At 70.3% G+C, this 16,244-nt stretch carries 14 protein-coding genes; 2 read left to right on the plus strand and 12 right to left on the minus strand.

The genetic code is table 11. From position 1 onward, the window contains the following. Positions 1–47 precede the first annotated feature (47 nt). The 11 genes from ACLBXX_RS18890 to ACLBXX_RS18940 all read right to left on the minus strand — a co-directional run bounded on the left by ACLBXX_RS18890 (position 48) and on the right by ACLBXX_RS18940 (position 13,560). On the minus strand, positions 48–1,856 hold the full coding sequence (locus tag ACLBXX_RS18890) for an SLC13 family permease (RefSeq protein WP_447659293.1): 1,809 nt from the start codon (positions 1,854–1,856) through the stop codon (positions 48–50). Positions 1,857–2,022: 166 nt separating this feature from the next. Beyond that, a complete protein-coding gene (locus ACLBXX_RS18895) occupies positions 2,023–3,732 on the minus strand; it encodes a dipeptide ABC transporter ATP-binding protein (protein WP_447659294.1) in 1,710 nt (569 codons plus the stop codon). Further along, on the minus strand, positions 3,729–4,739 hold the full coding sequence (locus ACLBXX_RS18900; RefSeq protein WP_447659295.1) for an ABC transporter permease: 1,011 nt from the start codon (positions 4,737–4,739) through the stop codon (positions 3,729–3,731). The genes ACLBXX_RS18895 and ACLBXX_RS18900 overlap by 4 nt, the downstream gene beginning before the upstream one ends. Beyond that, positions 4,739–5,815, minus strand: a complete 1,077-nt coding sequence (locus tag ACLBXX_RS18905; protein ID WP_447659296.1) for an ABC transporter permease — start codon at positions 5,813–5,815, stop codon at positions 4,739–4,741. Before ACLBXX_RS18905 ends, ACLBXX_RS18900 begins: the two co-directional genes overlap by 1 nt. A gap of 94 nt (positions 5,816–5,909) precedes the next feature. Next, positions 5,910–7,553, minus strand: a complete 1,644-nt coding sequence (locus ACLBXX_RS18910; protein ID WP_447659297.1) for an ABC transporter substrate-binding protein — start codon at positions 7,551–7,553, stop codon at positions 5,910–5,912. Positions 7,554–7,707: 154 nt separating this feature from the next. Beyond that, the gene (locus tag ACLBXX_RS18915; RefSeq protein WP_447659298.1) at positions 7,708–8,127 is read right to left on the minus strand and encodes a DUF779 domain-containing protein; all 420 of its coding nucleotides are present in this window, start codon (positions 8,125–8,127) and stop codon (positions 7,708–7,710) included. A gap of 6 nt (positions 8,128–8,133) precedes the next feature. Continuing rightward, positions 8,134–9,684 (minus strand): acetaldehyde dehydrogenase ExaC, encoded by a 1,551-nt coding sequence (exaC, locus tag ACLBXX_RS18920; protein ID WP_447659299.1) that lies wholly within the window; start codon positions 9,682–9,684, stop codon positions 8,134–8,136. Between the two features lie 88 nt (positions 9,685–9,772). Beyond that, positions 9,773–11,113, minus strand: a complete 1,341-nt coding sequence (locus ACLBXX_RS18925; protein WP_447659300.1) for a GAF domain-containing protein — start codon at positions 11,111–11,113, stop codon at positions 9,773–9,775. Between the two features lie 54 nt (positions 11,114–11,167). Then, positions 11,168–11,545: a group I truncated hemoglobin gene (locus ACLBXX_RS18930; protein WP_447659301.1), complete on the minus strand. Its 378-nt coding sequence runs from the start codon at positions 11,543–11,545 to the stop codon at positions 11,168–11,170. Further along, entirely contained in the window at positions 11,538–12,344 is an 807-nt protein-coding gene (locus ACLBXX_RS18935; RefSeq protein ID WP_447659302.1) for a DivIVA domain-containing protein, read from the minus strand. Before ACLBXX_RS18935 ends, ACLBXX_RS18930 begins: the two co-directional genes overlap by 8 nt. Positions 12,345–12,357: 13 nt before the next feature. Continuing rightward, positions 12,358–13,560, minus strand: a complete 1,203-nt coding sequence (locus ACLBXX_RS18940; protein ID WP_447659303.1) for a globin domain-containing protein — start codon at positions 13,558–13,560, stop codon at positions 12,358–12,360. Between the two features lie 150 nt (positions 13,561–13,710). Here ACLBXX_RS18940 and ACLBXX_RS18945 point away from each other — a divergent pair, with 150 nt between their 5' ends. Together ACLBXX_RS18945 and ACLBXX_RS18950 are read left to right on the plus strand one after the other, a co-directional pair. After that, entirely contained in the window at positions 13,711–14,160 is a 450-nt protein-coding gene (locus ACLBXX_RS18945; RefSeq protein WP_447659304.1) for an excisionase family DNA-binding protein, read from the plus strand. Positions 14,161–14,186: 26 nt separating this feature from the next. Beyond that, positions 14,187–14,750 carry a hypothetical protein gene (locus tag ACLBXX_RS18950; protein ID WP_447659305.1) on the plus strand — a complete coding sequence of 188 codons (564 nt, stop codon included), beginning with the start codon at positions 14,187–14,189 and terminating at the stop codon, positions 14,748–14,750. 43 nt (positions 14,751–14,793) lie between these two features. Here the strand turns inward: ACLBXX_RS18950 and ACLBXX_RS18955 are convergent, their stop codons facing one another. Continuing rightward, entirely contained in the window at positions 14,794–16,221 is a 1,428-nt protein-coding gene (locus ACLBXX_RS18955) for a CCA tRNA nucleotidyltransferase (RefSeq protein WP_447659306.1), read from the minus strand. Between the last annotated feature and the right edge of the window lie 23 nt (positions 16,222–16,244).

The following is a 16,244-nucleotide window of genomic DNA, read 5'->3' on the forward strand; positions in this document are numbered from 1 at the left end:
CCTCCCCGGCCGGCCCCGCAGCGGGGCCGCCGCTGCTCCTGCCGCCGCTACAGCGGCAGGAGCAGCGGCACCATCACGACGCTCACGATGAGCACGAGCACGGTGAACGGCACACCCAGCCGCAGGAAATCGCCGAAGCGGTAGCGTCCGGGCTCGACGACCAGCGTGTTCACGGGCGAGGACACCGGTGTCATGAACGCGGAGGATGCCGCGAGCATCACGATCATCGCGAACGGATACGGCGACGCCCCGAGGTGGTCCGCGGCCGTGATGGCGATCGGGGCCATGAGCACCGCGGTCGCGGTGTTGGACACGAACAGCCCGATGACGGCGGTCGTCACGAAGAGGGCCGCGAGGATCAGCGCGGGGCCCGCACCGCCGAACGCGTTCAGCAGGGCGTCCGCAGCGAGGTCGATGCCGCCCGTCACCTCGAGGGCCTGCGCGAACGGCAGCATGCCCGCGATCAGGAGCAGGGTCGGCCAGTGGATCGAACGGTACGCCGACGGCATGTCGATCGCGCGGAAGAGGCCCATCATGAGCGCGGCGATCAGCGCCGCGATGACGTTCGGGACGATGCCGGTCACCATCAGCACGATCATCACGGCGACGCTCACGAGCGCAAACGGCGCACGGTCGGCGGCCGGCGCGACCTCGTCGCCCTCGGTGGGGAGGTCCATCGGCGCGAAGTCACGGGCCTCCTCGCGGAAACGGTGGATCTCGCTCCAGCCGCCCGTGACCAGGAGCGTGTCGCCCGCGCGGAGTCGCCGGTCGCTGAAGTCCTCACCGGCCGCGTGCCCCGCGTGCCGCACGCCGAGCACCGTCACCTCGTACTCGGTCCGGAAGCGCAGTTCACGGATGCTGCGCCCCATGGCCCGCGAGTCGGGAGTGACGATCACCTCCGCCATGCCGACCTGTCGCGCGTAGGAGTCGAAGAAGTCGCCCACGACATCGAGCCGTTCGAGATCGAGACGCCGGCACTCGGCCGGCGACGGCGAGATGTCGAGCACGAGGGTGTCGCCGCGCTGCACGATCGTCTCGCCGGCGGTGGTAAGCGTGGTCCCGCGCAGGAAGCGGTTTCGCTCGAGGCCGAGGACCGAGCTCAGCGAGGGCGCGAGATCCGCCGCGGCGAGGGGGCGGCCGATCAGCGGCGACGCGGCGCCGACGCGATAGCGCCCGGTGCGGCTGTCGACGCCGTATTCGGCGGTGAGGCTGCGGAACGTGCGGCGCTCGCGCCCGGACGCCCCGCGCTCGTCGCCGAGGAACCGGCGCGCCAGGAGGATGTAGCCGATGCCGAGCGCCAGGATCACGAGGCCGAACGGGGTGACGCTGAAGAAGCCGAAGCCGTCGAGGCCCACGCGGCGCAGCTCCGCGTCGACGACGAGGTTGGGTGCGGTGGCGATGAGCGTGAGCATGCCGCTCATGAGGCCGGCCATGCTGAGCGGCATCATGAGCTGCCGGGGCGACAGGCCGGTCCGCGCCGCGATGCTCAGCACCACCGGGATGAAGATGGCCACCACGCCGGTCGAGCTCATCACCGCCCCGAGCGCGGCGACCGACAGCATGAGCAGCACGATGAGCCGCGGGGTGCTCCTCCCCGCGTGCGCCGAGAGCCAGTCGCCCAGGCGATAGGTCACCCCCGTGCGCGAGAGACCCTCGCCCACCACGAACAGTGCGGCGATGAGGATCACGTTCGGGTCGGCGAAGCCCGCGAGCGTCTCGGGCACCGTCAGCACGCCGGTGAGCGGCAGGGCGACGATGACGAGCACCGCCACCGCGTCCATCCGGGGCCGGCCGATCGCGAACAGCGCGATCGTGATCGCCAGCAGCACGAGGACCAGGATCAGCTCGCCGCTCATCGCATCTCCGCCCGCGGGCCGGGGTCGCAGCATCCGCCCGCTCTGCGCATGCTATCGACGTGCCTGCGTCCACATCACGTGATCTCGCCGAGATCACCCGTCGTTCACGTGCGGAACGGGTGGTCTCGGCGAGATCACATGATGTGGTCGGCGCAGCGGCGCCGGGTCACTCGTCGCGGGTCGCCTGCCAGACGGCGCGGCGCGCGGCCTGCTGCTCGGGGTCGGGCACGGGCAGTGACGCGAGGAGGCGCTTCGTGTAGTCGTCGTGCGGGTCGGTCAGCACCTGCACCGTCGTCCCCTGCTCGCGGATCTCGCCGTGCCGGAGCACGATCACGCGGTCGGCGACCTGGTCGATGACGGCGAGGTCGTGGCTGATGAACAGCGACGCGAAACCGAACTCGCGCTGCAGTTCGGCGAACAGCTCGAGCACACGCGCCTGCACCGAGACGTCCAGCGCGCTCGTGGGCTCGTCGGCGATGAGCAGCTTCGGGTTGAGGATGAGCGCCCGCGCGAGAGAGGCGCGCTGGCGCTGGCCGCCCGAAAGCTCGTGCGGGTACCGGTCGCCGTACGCGGTGGGCAGGTGCACGGCGTCGAGCAGCTCGTCGACGCGCGCCCGGGCGTTCTGGGCCGACGAGTTGCGCCGGTGCACCACGAGCGGCTCGGCGATGCACTCGGCGATCGTGAGCAGCGGGTTGAAGCTCGTCGCGGGGTCCTGGAAGACGAACCCGATGTCGGGCCGGAGCTTCGCGAGGTGACGGGACTTCACGCCCTTGAGCTCCTGCCCGAGCACCGTGAGCGAGCCGCCGAGGACCTCGGTGAGGCCCACCATCGCGCGGCCGATCGTCGTCTTGCCGGAGCCCGACTCGCCGACCAGGCCCAGCACCTCGCCGGGGGCGATCCAGAAGTCGACGCCCTTCACGGCGACGACGCCCGGCGAGCCGAAGCGGCCCGGGTAGCCGATCTGCACCTTCTTCGCGACGACGAGGCTGCCCGCCGGTGGCTCCGTGGGCGCGGGCGCCGCGGGATCCTGCGTCGCGCTCTTGCCCCGGCCCACATGGGGCACCGCCTCGAGCAGGGACTTCGTGTAGTCCTCGCTCGGGGCGGCGAACAACTCGCGCACCGGTGCCTGCTCGACGATGTCGCCCCGGTACATCACGACGACGCGGTCGGCGAGGTCGGCGACCACGCCCATGTTGTGGGTGATCAGCACGATCGTGGCGCCGAACTCGTCGCGGCACGCACGCAAGAGCTCGAGGATCTCGGCCTGCACGGTGACGTCGAGTGCGGTCGTCGGCTCGTCGGCGATGATGAGCTTCGCGTCGAGGACCAGCGCCATCGCGATCACGACGCGCTGCTTCTGCCCGCCCGAGAACTGGTGGGGATAGTCGTCGACCCGCGTCTCGGGGTCGGGGATGCCGACCTTCCGGAGGATCTCGACCGCCTTCGCCTTCGCCTCGGATTTCGACAACTTCTCGTGCGCGCGCAGTCCTTCGGCGATCTGGAACCCGATCGTGAACACCGGGTTCAGCGCCGTCGAGGGCTCCTGGAACACCATCGCGGCGTCCCGACCGCGCATCTCCTGCAATTGGTCGTGCGACGCGTGCACGACATCGGTCTCACCGCCGTCGCGGCCGCGGATCAGCACGGCGCCCGACAGCGTCGCCGTCTCGGGGAGCAGCCCCAGCAGCGTGTTCGCCGTGACGGTCTTGCCCGATCCGGATTCGCCGACGATGGCGAGCACCTCGCCGGCCCGCGCCTCGAGGCTGATGCCGGTGACCGCCTTGACGGGCTCCGCGTCGGTCGCGAAGGTGACGTGCAGATCGCGGATCGACGCGACGGCCGGGATCCGGTCGTCGTGCGTGGTCTGAGGACTCATGCGGCACCTCCGGCGCGGCGACGGCGGCGCAGCCGCGGATCGCTGAGATCGTTGAGGCTCTCGCCCACCAGGGTGATGCCGAGGACGACGAGCACGATGGCGACGCCGGGCGGGATCGACGTCCACCAGATGCCGCTGGAGGCGTCCGCGACGGACCGGTTGAGGTCGTAGCCCCATTCGGCCGCTGCCGTGGCATCGATGCCGAAGCCCAGGAAGCCGAGTCCGGCCAGGGTCAGCAGCGCCTCGGACGCGTTGAGGGTCACGATCACCGGGATCGAGCGCAGCGAGTTGCGCAGCACGTGACGCGTGAGGATCCGACGTGTCGGCACACCGATGACGCGCGCCGACTCCACGAAGGGTTCGGCCTTGATCCGCACGACGTCGGCGCGGATGACGCGGAAGTACTGCGGCACGAACACGACGGTGATCGCGATCGCCGCCGACAGGATGCCGCTCCACAGCGTCGAGCGGCCGCCCGAGATGACGATCGAGATGACGATCGCCAGCAGCAGCGAGGGGAACGAGTAGATCGCGTCCGCGATGACGACGAAGATGCGGTCGAGCCATCCGCCGAAGTACCCGCTGAGCAGGCCGATCGCGATCCCGAGGAAGATCGAGAACAGGATCGCGCAGAGGATCGCGAGGATCGCGGTCTGGGCGCCCCAGATCGTCCGCGAGAACACGTCGAAGCCGCCCACGGTCGTGCCCCAGATGTTCATGGGGTTCGGCGGCTGCTGTGTGCCGAACTTCACGCCGTCGACGCTGCGCTGCGCCCAGCTGTACGGCGCGATCCACGGCGCGAACACCGCGACGAGCACGAAGACCGTGAGGATGACGAGTCCGGCGACGAGCATGAAGCGCTGCAGGCCCACGCTCTGACGCAGCTGCGAGACGACCGGGATGCGGTCGCGCAGGGGCGTCTTGCGCGTCGTGAGCTGTGTGGCGCCATCGGACGTCGCGACGGGAGCCGGGGCCTCGGCGGCCGGGGTGGTGGGTTCGCTGGACATCAGTACCTCACCCGCGGGTCGATGAGCACCGCGACGATGTCGACGATGAAGTTCGTGACGGCGACGATGACAGCGATCATGATGACGATGCCCTGCACCGCGACGAAGTCCCGCGCCAGGATGTACTGCGCGAGATGGAACCCGATGCCCTTCCATTCGAAGGACGTCTCGGTGAGCACGGCGCCGGCCAGCAGCAGGCCGATCTGCAGGCCGATGACCGTCACGATCGGGATGAGCGCCGGACGATAGGCGTGCTTGGTGAGCAGCCGGTACTCGCCCACGCCGCGCGAGCGCGCCGAGGTGACGTACTGGGCTCCGAGCGTGCCGATCACGTTCGTGCGCACCAGCCGCAGGAACACCCCGGCCGTCAGCAGGCCGAGCGCGAGGCCGGGCAGGATGGCGTGCCACAGCACGTCGCCGACCGCATCAGGACTGCCGAGGCGGATGGCGTCGATGAGGTAGATGCCCGTCGGATTCTCGAGCGACTGCAGCTGCAGCTCGGTGCGCGTCGAGGCGCGACCGGCGACCGGCAGCCAGCCGAGCCAGGCCGAGAAGACGAGCTTGAGCAGGATCGCGACGAAGAAGATGGGCGTGGCGTAGGTGAGGATCGCACCGATCCGCAGCACCGCGTCGGGCCAGCGGTCCCGCAGGCGCGCGGCGACGAGGCCCAGCGGGATGCCCACGAGGAACGCGACGATGAGCGCGTAGATCGCGAGCTCGAGCGTCGCGGCGCCGAACTGCAGCAGGATCTGGCTCACCGCCTGGTTGTCGGTGAGCGTGGTGCCGAAGTCGCCCCGGAAGACCCCGAAGATGTACTCGAAGTACTGGACGATGAGGGGCCGGTCGTACCCGGCGGCGTGGATGCGCTCGGCGAGCTGATCCGGAGGCAGCCGGCCGCCGAGGGCAGCCGTGATGGGATCACCGGTGATCCGCGTGAGGAAGAAGACGACGGTCACCAGGATGATGACCGTGGGGAAGATGAGGAAGAAGCGGATCAGGATGTAGCGCCAGAGTCCGCTGCCCTTTGCGGAGACGAGCGGGTCGGCGGTGACCGCTTCTTCGGCCGCGAGAACCATGCGTGAGCCTTAAGGGTATGGCGCGGGCCGGGGCCGGGCTCCGGAGCGGAACTCTCGTCCGCCCGGCGCCCGGCCTGCCGGCCCGCGCTGGGTACTACTGCTTGTTCAGCGGCGCGTAGCGGAACTTGAACGAGCCGTCGAGCGTTGCGCCGTCGACGTCGGCGCCGACGATCGCGATCTGCGTGCCCTGGAGCAGCGGCAGCGTCGAGATGTCCTGGGCGACGAGCTGCTGGATCTGGTTCAGCTCCTCCTCGCGCTTGCCCTTGTCGGTCTCGGACGCCTGGGTGGCCAGGAGCTCCTGCACCTGCGGGTTGTCGTAGTGGTTCGCCAGGAAGTTGTCCTTGACGAAGAACGGCACCAGGAAGTTCGACGCGTCGGAGTAGTCCGGGAACCAGCCGAGCTGGTACGCGGGGTACACGTCGGCCGTGCGGTCCTTCTGGTACTGCACCCACTCGGTCTGCTGCAGGTTGACGGTGAACAGGCCGCCCTCTTCGAGCTGCGACTTGACCGCGGCGTACTCGTCACCCGACGAGGGGCCGTAGTGGTCGCCGTTGTACTGCAGGTTGAGCTCCACCGGGGTCGTGACGCCTGCCGCCTCGAGGGTGGACTTGGCCTTGTCGACGTCCGGCGCTCCGCTGCCGTCGCCGTAGAGCTCCTTGAAGGGCTCGGCGGCACCGGTCAGGCCCTGCGGGACGAAGGAGTACAGGGGGGTGTAGGTGCCCTTGTAGACGTCGGTCGACAGCTCGTCGCGGTCGATCAGGTCGGCCGCCGCCTGACGGACGGCGAGCGACTTCGCCGCGTCGGCCTCGGACGTCGTCGCGCCGTACGGCATCGTGTTGAAGTTGAACACGATGTAGCGGGTCTCGCCGCCGGGGCCGTCGACCACCTTGACCTTGTCGTTCTTCGACAGGTCGTCGATGTCGGTCGCCGAGAGGCTGCGGTACGCCACGTCGATGTCGCCGTTGCCGATGTCGAGCTTCAGGTTCGAGGGGTCGGCGTAGTACTTGACCGAGATCCCGGAGTTCTCCGGGGCACCCAGGGCGCCCTGGTAGTCGGCGTACGGCGAGTACGAGATGAGCTCGTTGACCTTGTACGAATCGATGACGTACTGGCCGGCGAAGGCCTTGCCCTCGACGATGTCGTTGTCAGGCGTCACGGCGTCGGCCGAGAAGACCTCCTCGTCGACGATCGGGGCGGCGGGGCTGGAGAGGATCTGCTCCCAGGTCTGGTCGTTCTCGCTCTTGAGCGTGAAGACGACCGTGGTGTCATCGGGCGCGTCGACGCTCTCCATGCCGCTGAGGAGCGACGACGGACCGTTCGGGTCGGCGATCGCGAGCTGGCGTTCGAACGTGAACTTGACGTCCGAGGCGGTGAGGTCGTGGCCGTTCGCGAACTTCAGGCCCTCCTTGAGCTTCACCGTGTATTCGGTGGGCGACGTGAACTCGCCGGACTCGGCGATGTCCGGCGTGACGTCGGCCGTGCCGTACGCGCTGTTGAAGAGGAACGGGTAGATCTGGTTCATCACCGCGAACGAGCCGTTGTCGTACGAACCCGCCGGGTCGATCGACGTGATCTTGTCCGTCGTGCCGACGATGAGCGGCTCACCCGAGGCGTCGCCTCCGCCGGTGCTTCCGCCGTTCCCGCCGCCACCGGCGCAACCGGCCAGGAGGAGTGCCGAGGCGCCGAAGGCGCCGATCGCGAGGCCGATGCGGCCGCGCGTGCTGTGGTGCAGTGACATAAGTGCTACCTCTGCGTAGTGGTGTCAGTCGCGTCAGATGGTCGCGGCCAGAGGCTATCTTCACCCTGCGGGAGCGTTACGGCAATCCAGTAAACGATTCGTAACCAGAACGAAACCCGCCCGCGATCGAGCCGGATGCCCTCTCTACGCCTGTTCAGCTGGGCGAACTGCCCCCTGACTGCTCCGGTCCGAGGCCGAAATGCACGAGCTCTTCGCCGTCGAGCATGCGGCTGCGGATGATGAACCGGTTGCCCGTCGGACCCTCCACGCTGAAGCCCGCGCCCCTGCCGGGAACGACGTCGATGGTGAGGTGGGTGTACTTCCAGTACTCGAACTGGGCCTCCGAGATGAGGACCTCGATCGGGTCGTCCAGGCCGACGTCGAGGTCGCCCAGCCGCACGTCGGAGGGACCGACGATGAACATGCCGATCGGGAAGCACATCGGGGCGCTGCCGTCACAGCAGCCGCCGGACTGGTGGAACATCAGCCTGCCGTGCTGCGCCGTGAGCTGCCGCAGCAGGGCGGCCGCAGCATCCGTCACGGCCACCCTGCTGAAGTACTTCGTGTCTGACATGGCAGCTCAGAAGAAGCCCATGGCTCCGTCGGCGTACGACACCAGCAGGTTCTTGGTCTGCTGGTAGTGGTCGAGCATCTTGAGGTGGTTCTCGCGGCCGATGCCCGACTGCTTGTACCCGCCGAAGGCCGCGTGCGCGGGGTACTGGTGGTACGTGTTCGTCCAGACGCGGCCCGCCTCGATCGCCCGTCCGGCGCGATAGGCGGTGTCGCCGGAACGGCTCCAGACGCCGGCGCCGAGGCCGTAGAGGGTGTCATTGGCGATCGAGATGGCGTCGTCGAAGTCGTCGAACGACGTGACCGAGACGACGGGTCCGAAGATCTCCTCCTGGAAGATGCGCATGTCGTTCGTGCCCTCGAAGACCGTCGGCGCGACGTAGTAGCCGCCCGACAGCTCGCCGCCGAGATCGACGCGCTCACCGCCGGCGAGCAGCTTCGCGCCGCCCGCCTTGCCGATCTCGATGTACGACAGGATTTTTTCGAGCTGGTCGTTCGACGCCTGCGCGCCGATCATCGTCGCAGGATCCAGCGGGTTGCCCTGCACGATCTTGCCGACACGGCCGAGGGCGTCGCCGAGGAAGCCGTCGTAGATCGAGCGCTGGATGAGCGCGCGCGACGGGCATGTGCAGACCTCGCCCTGGTTCAGGGCGAACAGCGTGAAGCCCTCGAGCGCCTTGTCGTAGTAGGAGTCGTCGGTGGAGCGGGCGACGTCCTCGAAGAAGACGTTGGCGCTCTTTCCCCCAAGCTCGAGCGTCACCGGGATGAGGTTCTGCGACGCGTACTGCATGATGAGGCGGCCGGTGGTGGTCTCGCCCGTGAACGCGACCTTGCGGATGCGCTTGTGCTGCGCGAGCGGCGCGCCCGCCTCGATGCCGAAGCCGTTGACGATGTTGACGACGCCCGCGGGCAGCAGATCGCCGATGATCTCGAAGAGGAACAGGATCGACGCCGGGGTCTGCTCGGCGGGCTTCAGCACGACGCAGTTGCCGGCGGCGAGCGCCGGGGCCAGCTTCCATGTGGCCATGAGGATCGGGAAGTTCCAGGGGATGATCTGGCCGACCACGCCCAGCGGCTCGTGGAAGTGGTACGCCACCGTGTCTTCGTCGAGCTGGCTGAGCGAGCCCTCCTGCCCGCGCAGCACGCCCGCGAAGTAGCGGAAGTGGTCCACGGCGAGCGGGATGTCGGCGGCCAGCGTCTCGCGGACCGGCTTGCCGTTCTCCCACGTCTCGGCGACGGCGATGCGCTCCAGATTCTGCTCGATGCGATCGGCGATCTTGTTGAGGATCACGGCGCGCTCGGCGGGCGTCGTCCGCTTCCAGGACTCGAACGCCTTCCACGCGACGTCCACCGCGCGGTCGACGTCTTCGACGGTGCCGCGGCCGACCTCGGTGAAGGGCTTCCCGGTGACGGGCGTGATGTTCTCGAAGTACTGGCCCCTGATCGGCTCGACGAACTCGCCGCCGATGTAGTGCCCGTATCGGGGACGGTAGTCGGCGATCGATCCTCGCTGCCCGGGTGCGGCGTAGACGCTCGAGACGCCCTCTTCGACGATGGTCATTGCTGGTCTCCTTCGACGCTTCGCGACGGTCGTCGTCGCGTGTCACCGAAGGTAGGCGGCGCAACGTTGCACAACGTTGCGTCCGCACTCAGAGGTCGGCTTCGAGCCTCTCGATGCGGGTCACGAGGCCGGCGCGGCGGGGCGAGCGGGCGGGCAGCATCGACAGGCACAGCCGGAGCAGCGGGGCGTCGTCGGCGGCGGCATCCGTCTCGGCGAAGGCGAGGAGGACGTCGACGGATGCCTCGGCCATGAGTGCCTCGCGCAGCGCGACCCGGACGGTGTCGCGGAACTCCTCCACCCCGGGCGCGACCGAGTCGGGGAGCACGTCGCCGCGGTAGGCGGCCAGTGCGACGCGATGCGCACCGCGGTCGAGGAGCGACAGCACCTGATGCGCATCGGTCTCGACCTCGACGCCGAGCCGGTACGGGCGGGACTCGGGAACGAGAGCGGGGGCGGCGGTCGTGAGCGTCTTGCGGAGGCGCACCATCTCGGCGCGGAGGGTCACGGATGCCGCATCCCCCGCGCTTTCGCCGTACACGAGGTCGCCGAGCCGCTCGGCCGACAGGCCCTGGCGGTGGACTGCGAGCATGAGCAGCAGCTCGGCGTGGCGCGGACCGAGCTCGGACACCGTCTCGAACCCCTCGCCCGTGACCTCGAGCTGGGCGCGGTCGCGGCCCAGCACCCGCAGCACCGCCCGCGTGGGCTCCACCCGCCGGGCGGGCGCGCGACGTGCGGGTCGCGGCGGCTCCGCCCGGGCCCGGAGGCGCGCGACCAGGAGCTCTCCCTCGATCGCCCGGGCCGTGGCATCCACCAGCAGCTGCGCCTGCGGGGTGACGGCCTCGAGGCCGCCGGTCACGTCGATCACGCCGAGGATGCGGCGCGTCTCGGGATCGTGCACGGGCGCGGCGCTGCACGACCACGGCTGCACGAGCCGGTTGAAGTGCTCGGCGCCGGTGATCTGCACGGAACGGTCGAGCGTGATCGCGGTGCCGGGCGCGGCAGTGCCGACGGAGTCCTCCGACCAGTTCGCGCCCTCGACGAATCCCATGTCGCCCGTGAGACGCCGCACGTTGCGGTCGCCCTCCACCCACAAGAGGCGCCCGGATGCGTCGCCCACCGCGACGACGACGCCGGAATCGGATGCCTCGCCCGGCAGCAGCAGGCCGCGCACCATGTCGATCACCGCGGCGAGCGGGTGGGCGCGGCGGTACGCCTCGAGCTCCTCGGCCGTCAGATCGAGGGGCGGCAGCGCCTCCGCCCCGACGAGGCTGTCGAGGGAGCGGCGCCACGAGTCGCGCACCAGCAGCCGGACGTCGCGCAGTCGCTCGTCGGCGGCGTTGCCCGCCACGAGCTCCTCGTGGGCGCGCTCGATCAGCAGGCGGGAGGTCTCGGGCGACACCTCGCGGCGCTGCGACCAGGATGATGACACGGCGGCTCCGATCGACGTCGGTGGAGCGTGCCTCCAGTGTAGGTGCGGGCGGTGCTACGCCGCCGCGGTGGTGACCTTCGCGCGCAGCGGCATGAGCGCGCCGGCGACCTGGTCGATCGCGTCGGCGTCGACACCCGCCTCGGCGAGCGCCGCGGCCGCGTGGGAGATGACGCGGTCGAAGTCGGCGTCGGAGATGCCGCGACCGGCGTGGGCGACGCCGAGGTCCTTGCCCTTGTACCCGTCCGGACCGCCGGCCGCCGCGGCGAGGAAGAGCGCCATGTGGCGCTTCTGCTCGATCATGCGGGTGTGCTCGAAGAAGGGGGCCAGAGTCTCGTCGGCCATGATGCGGCTGTAGAGGCCGTCGACCACCGCGGCGATGCCCGCGCCTTCGCCGAGACGCTGGTACAGGGTCGCTTCGCTCGTGTCAGTCATGCGGATGCTCCGATCGTGAGGAGGGGGATGTCATCGTGCGGTCGTTCAGTATTCGAAGTCGCTGCGTCGCCGGCGGCCGCCCTCGTCCGAGGAGTCCGCAGGGGCGGGGGGGGGGGGGGGGGGGCGGGGGCGCCGCCGGCGCCGGCGCCGGCGAGGCCGGCGGGGCCGTTCGCGCCGGGGTGGCGCCAAGGCGTCCGAGTTCCCGTTCGATCGACTCCAGCAGCGAGTGCACCTGCGCGGTGGCCATACGCGCGAACTGGCGGGCGCGCACGACATCGTCCGGCGAAGCGGGACCTGCGACCCCGAGGTCGTCGGTCGCGAACGCGAGGGCGGGCGACCGGTCCGCGGTCCACGGCGGGGATGCGGAGGCGGATGCGGGGGCGGCTGCGCCTGCCGCGGGGGCGCCGGCCGTGGCCGCCGCGACCTGAGCCGGGTGCGCCGCCGCTTCCTTCTCGATCGAGTGGGCGACCTGCTGGGCCCGCTCGACGATCTCGCGGTACTGCTTGCGCGCGGTCTCGATGAGGTCACGGGCGTACGACTCGGCCTCGGCGACGGCGTCGTCGGCGATGCGCTGCGCGCTGCTGAGCAGCAGCACGGCGCGGCTCGAGATCTCGCCCTCGTCCGCGCTCACGCCGCTCGCGGTCAGCGCGGCGTTCTCGCGCCAGGCGACCTCGAGGGCGTCCGCCGCGGCGGTCAGCAGCGCGTCGACCTCGCCGCGGGAGTAGCCGTGGCGCTCGTCAGAGAACGACGCGGCGCGCAGCGTCTCCGGTGTGGTGGATACGGATTGGATCGCGGTCATGATCGCCTTCGCTCTACTGGACTCCCAGCGAGACGGCGGGGCGGACGAGCTCCGGGGAGTCTGCTCGTCCGGCGGCGGCGCTGGGTTGCTGGGTGAACGGGTCTTCGTACTTCTCGCTGCGGATGCGGTGCTCGTCGAGGCCTGCGCGGCGCAGGGCGGCAATGGTGTGGTCGACCATTCGCGGCGAGCCGCACACCATCGCCAGGCGCTCGTCCCACGGGCCGTCGGCGGCCGCGAGGTCGCCGATCAGGCCGCGGCGCCCGGGGAACGACGGGTCGTCCGACACGCCGTACTCGACGTCGAGCCAGGCCGCGTCGGCGTACCGCTCGAGCTCGGGCTTCGCATAGAACCCCCACGGATGCCGCACGCCCTGGTAGAGCGCGACGCGCGGGCCGTTCCCGCGGGCCGCGTGGCGCGCGGCGACCTGGTCGATCACGGCGAGGAGCGGCGCGAGACCGGTGCCGCCGGCGACGAGGAGGAGGTCCGGCCACTCGCTGTCGAAGGGGAGGGTGAGCAACTCGCCGATCGGCGGGCCGAGGCGCACGCGATCGCCCGCCTTCACGTCCCGCAGCAGTGCACCGCTGACCTGTCCGCCGGCGACCAGCTGGACGTGGAAGGTGATCGTGCCGTCGGCGCGAGGGGCGTGCGTCGGCGACAGGTAGCGCCACTGCCGGGGCCGCTGCGGGATCTCGAGAGCCAGGGACTGGCCGGCCTGGTAGCGGTACCGGTCGTCGGGGCGGATCGTCACGGTGCCGACGTCCATTCCCCGTCGCGCCGTCCCGACGACCTCCGCGGCCCACGTCGCGGGCTGCGACTCGACGGCTTCCGCGGCCGTGATCATGGTCGTGGCGATGAGCCCGTAGGCCTCGGCCCAGTCGGCCGCGAGCTCGGCCGTCCACGCGTCGCCGAGGAAGTGCTTCAGCGTCGCGAGCAGCGACGCGCCGACGGCGGGATAGTGGCCGGCGATCGTGCCGAACTTGCGGTGATCGCGGCCGAGATCCTCGATGTACGGCACGACATCGCCGACCCGGTCGACGTTGCTCACCATGTGGCCCAGCGCCTTGACGAGGCGATCGCGCTGCGCCGCCATCGCGACGGGGAACAGGTCGCGCGTCTCGGGGTGGGCGAGGAAGAGGTGCGCATAGAAGTACCCGGGAACCGCGTCCCCGTGAGCGGCGACCTGGCTCCAGGTCCGCTTGAGCGCTACCGCATCCACGTGTTTCCTGTCCCCTCGTCGGCGATCCGGTCTCGGGCGACGCTAGCGCGTTACAGATGTAACTGCAAAGCAACCACGTGCAACTGCAACCGGATAGCATTGCCCTGTACAGCGCTCAGGGGTGGTGCGCGACACAGGTCGGGGGGCCGGATGAGCGTGTTGTTGTCGAACGGGACAGTCTTCATAGAAGAAGGCCTGCGCGAACAGGCCGCCGAGCTTCTGCGCCGCATCCCCGACCTCAGCGCCGTCGGGTTCACCATCGCCGCCGAGGACGGCGCCCAGAGCGCGGTTCCCGCGGATCTGAGCTCGTTCCTGGCCCACGTCCTCAAGGGCTTGGCGCGTGGTCGCGTGTCGGTCGCCACCCTCCCCGATGAGCTGACCACGACCGTCGCGGCGGAGCTCGTAGGGGTGTCCCGGCCCACCTTGATGAAGCTGGTGCGGGCGGGCGAGGTGCCGTCCCACCAGGTGGGGAGCCACACGCGGCTGCGCACCGCCGACGTCCTGGCGCTGCGACGGAGCCGGGCCCGCGCGCGACGCGAGGCCCTCGACGCCCTGCGCGACCTCGACGACGAGATCGGAGCCGGATTCGGAGCCGATTGACAACCGGCGCTGGGTAGTCTGACCGGGTGCTGCACCGTGTCTTCGTCGACAGCGACGTCCTCGCCGCGCGCACCCCGTACGAATGGCTCGCGCTGCTGCGCCACCAGTCCGGGTCCTTCCAGCTCCATTCGTCCGCGGGTGTGGTGACGGACTCGGTCCGACTGTGGTCGAGGCGGCAGCCGATGCGACGCGCGGCCTCACGGCGCCGTCTCGAACTCCTCGCCGCCAGCCTCGACGAGATGATCGGCTCGGTCGACGCCGACATCGACCTCGACGATGCCGTCGAGCCCCGCCTCGCCGCGGCCGACGCCGCGACCGGCGGCGCCCACGTGCTGGTCTCGAGCCACCCTCACGGGATCGCTGCGGAGGATCCGCTGCCCTTCGACGTCTACAGCCCCGACGAGTTCCTCTGCCTCCTCGACGACACCGCGGGTGCGGACGTGAGGCACGTGACCTCCGCGCAGCACGCCCGCGCCCGCCGGACGGGGGATGGCCGCCGCCTGGCGCCGATCACGGAGGCGCTGACGGCCGCCGGATGCCCCGGCTTCGCCGCGCGGGTCTCCTCGCATCTGCACGCGCTCGCCCGGTGATCCACGCGAGCCGGCGGAGCGGAGGATCCGTCGCTGAAGCGGATCAGGCGCGCGCGGCCCACCACTCCCGCAGGCGCCGCTCTGCCTCATCCGCGCCAACCACGCCCTCGTCGAGGCGCAGGTCGAGGAGGAACTTGTACGCCTCGCCCACCTCGCGACCGGGCTTCAGGCCCAGCACCTCCTGGATGCGGTTGCCGTCGAGCTCCGGGCGCATCGCGTCGAGCTGCTCCTGCGCCGCGAGCTCGGCGATGCGGCGCTCGATGTCGTCGTAGGCGCGCGCGAGGCGCGTGGCCTTCTTGACGTTGCGGGTCGTGACGTCGGCGCGCGTGAGGATGTGCAGGCGATCGAGCTCGGCATCGGCGTCGCGGACGTACCGGCGCACCGCCGAGTCGGTCCAGGCGCCCTCGGAGTACCCGAAGAAGCGCAGGTGCAGCTCGATGAGCCGGCTCACGGTGGCGATGGTCGCCGAGTCGAAGCGCAGCTCCTGCAGGCGCTTGCGCGCCAGCCGCGCGCCCTTGAGGTCGTGGTGGTAGAACGTGACGCCGCCGCCCGGCTCGAGCCGGCGGGTCGCCGGCTTGCCGATGTCGTGCAGCAGCGACGCGAGCCGCAGGGCGACGTCGGGCGCAGCATCCGGATTCCGGGCCTTCTCGAGCTGGATCGCCTGCCGCAGCACTGTGAGGGAGTGCTCGTAGACGTCCTTGTGGTGGTGGTGCTCATCGACCTCGAGCTGCAGCGCGGGGATCTCGGGCAGGAACTCGGCCATGAGTCCCGTCTCGACGAGCAGGCGGATGCCTCGCACCGGGTCGTCGGTCGCGAGAAGCTTCACGAGCTCTCCCTGGATGCGCTCGGGGCTCACGATCTCGAGCGTCGTGCGGAGCTCTTCCATCGCGGCCTCTGTGGCGGGCTCGACGGCGAACCCGAGCTGCGATGCGAAGCGGGCGGCGCGCAGCATCCGGAGCGGATCGTCGCCGAAGCTCACCGCCGGATCGGTGGGGGTGCGCAAGACGCCGCGGACGAGGTCTTCGACACCACCGGTGGGGTCGACGAGCGTCTGCCCGGGGATCCGCAGCGCCATCGCGTTGACGGTGAAGTCCCGGCGCACGAGGTCGCCCTCGATGGTGTCGCCGAACTCCACGGTGGGCTTGCGGGTGACGCCGTCGTAGCTGTCGGCACGGTACGTCGTGATCTCGACCTGCTCGCCGTGGACGCGGGCGCCGATCGTGCCGAATGTACGGCCGATGTCCCACTGCGCGGACGAGATCGGCTTGACGATCTTGAGGATGTCGTCGGGGCGCGCGCTCGTCGTGAAGTCGAGGTCGTTGGTCGGCCGGCCGAGCAGCGCATCGCGCACCGGGCCGCCCACGATCGCGAGGTCGAAGCCGGCGTCGGAGAAGGCACGCGCGAGCGTGGAGACGACGGGGGACTCGGCGAGCGCGCCGAGGCGCGCGATGCCCTCGGCCATGTTGAGCATGACATCGAGCCTATCCGCGCGGA

The sequence above is a fragment of the Microbacterium sp. C23T genome (assembly GCF_053345975.1).

Excerpts from the sequence above, each read along its gene's own strand:
- ACLBXX_RS18900 (WP_447659295.1), bottom strand. The coding sequence starts at position 4,739 with ATGTCCAGCGAACCCACCACCCCGGCCGCCGAGGCCCCGGCTCCCGTC.
- ACLBXX_RS18955 (WP_447659306.1), bottom strand. The coding sequence starts at position 16,221 with ATGCTCAACATGGCCGAGGGCATCGCGCGCCTCGGCGCGCTCGCCGAG.
- ACLBXX_RS18910 (WP_447659297.1), bottom strand. The coding sequence starts at position 7,553 with ATGTCACTGCACCACAGCACGCGCGGCCGCATCGGCCTCGCGATCGGC.
- ACLBXX_RS18915 (WP_447659298.1), bottom strand. The coding sequence starts at position 8,127 with ATGTCAGACACGAAGTACTTCAGCAGGGTGGCCGTGACGGATGCTGCG.
- ACLBXX_RS18945 (WP_447659304.1), top strand. The coding sequence starts at position 13,711 with ATGAGCGTGTTGTTGTCGAACGGGACAGTCTTCATAGAAGAAGGCCTG.
- ACLBXX_RS18905 (WP_447659296.1), bottom strand. The coding sequence starts at position 5,815 with ATGGTTCTCGCGGCCGAAGAAGCGGTCACCGCCGACCCGCTCGTCTCC.
- ACLBXX_RS18890 (WP_447659293.1), bottom strand. The coding sequence starts at position 1,856 with ATGAGCGGCGAGCTGATCCTGGTCCTCGTGCTGCTGGCGATCACGATC.
- exaC (WP_447659299.1), bottom strand. The coding sequence starts at position 9,684 with ATGACCATCGTCGAAGAGGGCGTCTCGAGCGTCTACGCCGCACCCGGG.
- ACLBXX_RS18930 (WP_447659301.1), bottom strand. The coding sequence starts at position 11,545 with ATGACTGACACGAGCGAAGCGACCCTGTACCAGCGTCTCGGCGAAGGC.
- ACLBXX_RS18895 (WP_447659294.1), bottom strand. The coding sequence starts at position 3,732 with ATGAGTCCTCAGACCACGCACGACGACCGGATCCCGGCCGTCGCGTCG.
- ACLBXX_RS18935 (WP_447659302.1), bottom strand. The coding sequence starts at position 12,344 with ATGACCGCGATCCAATCCGTATCCACCACACCGGAGACGCTGCGCGCC.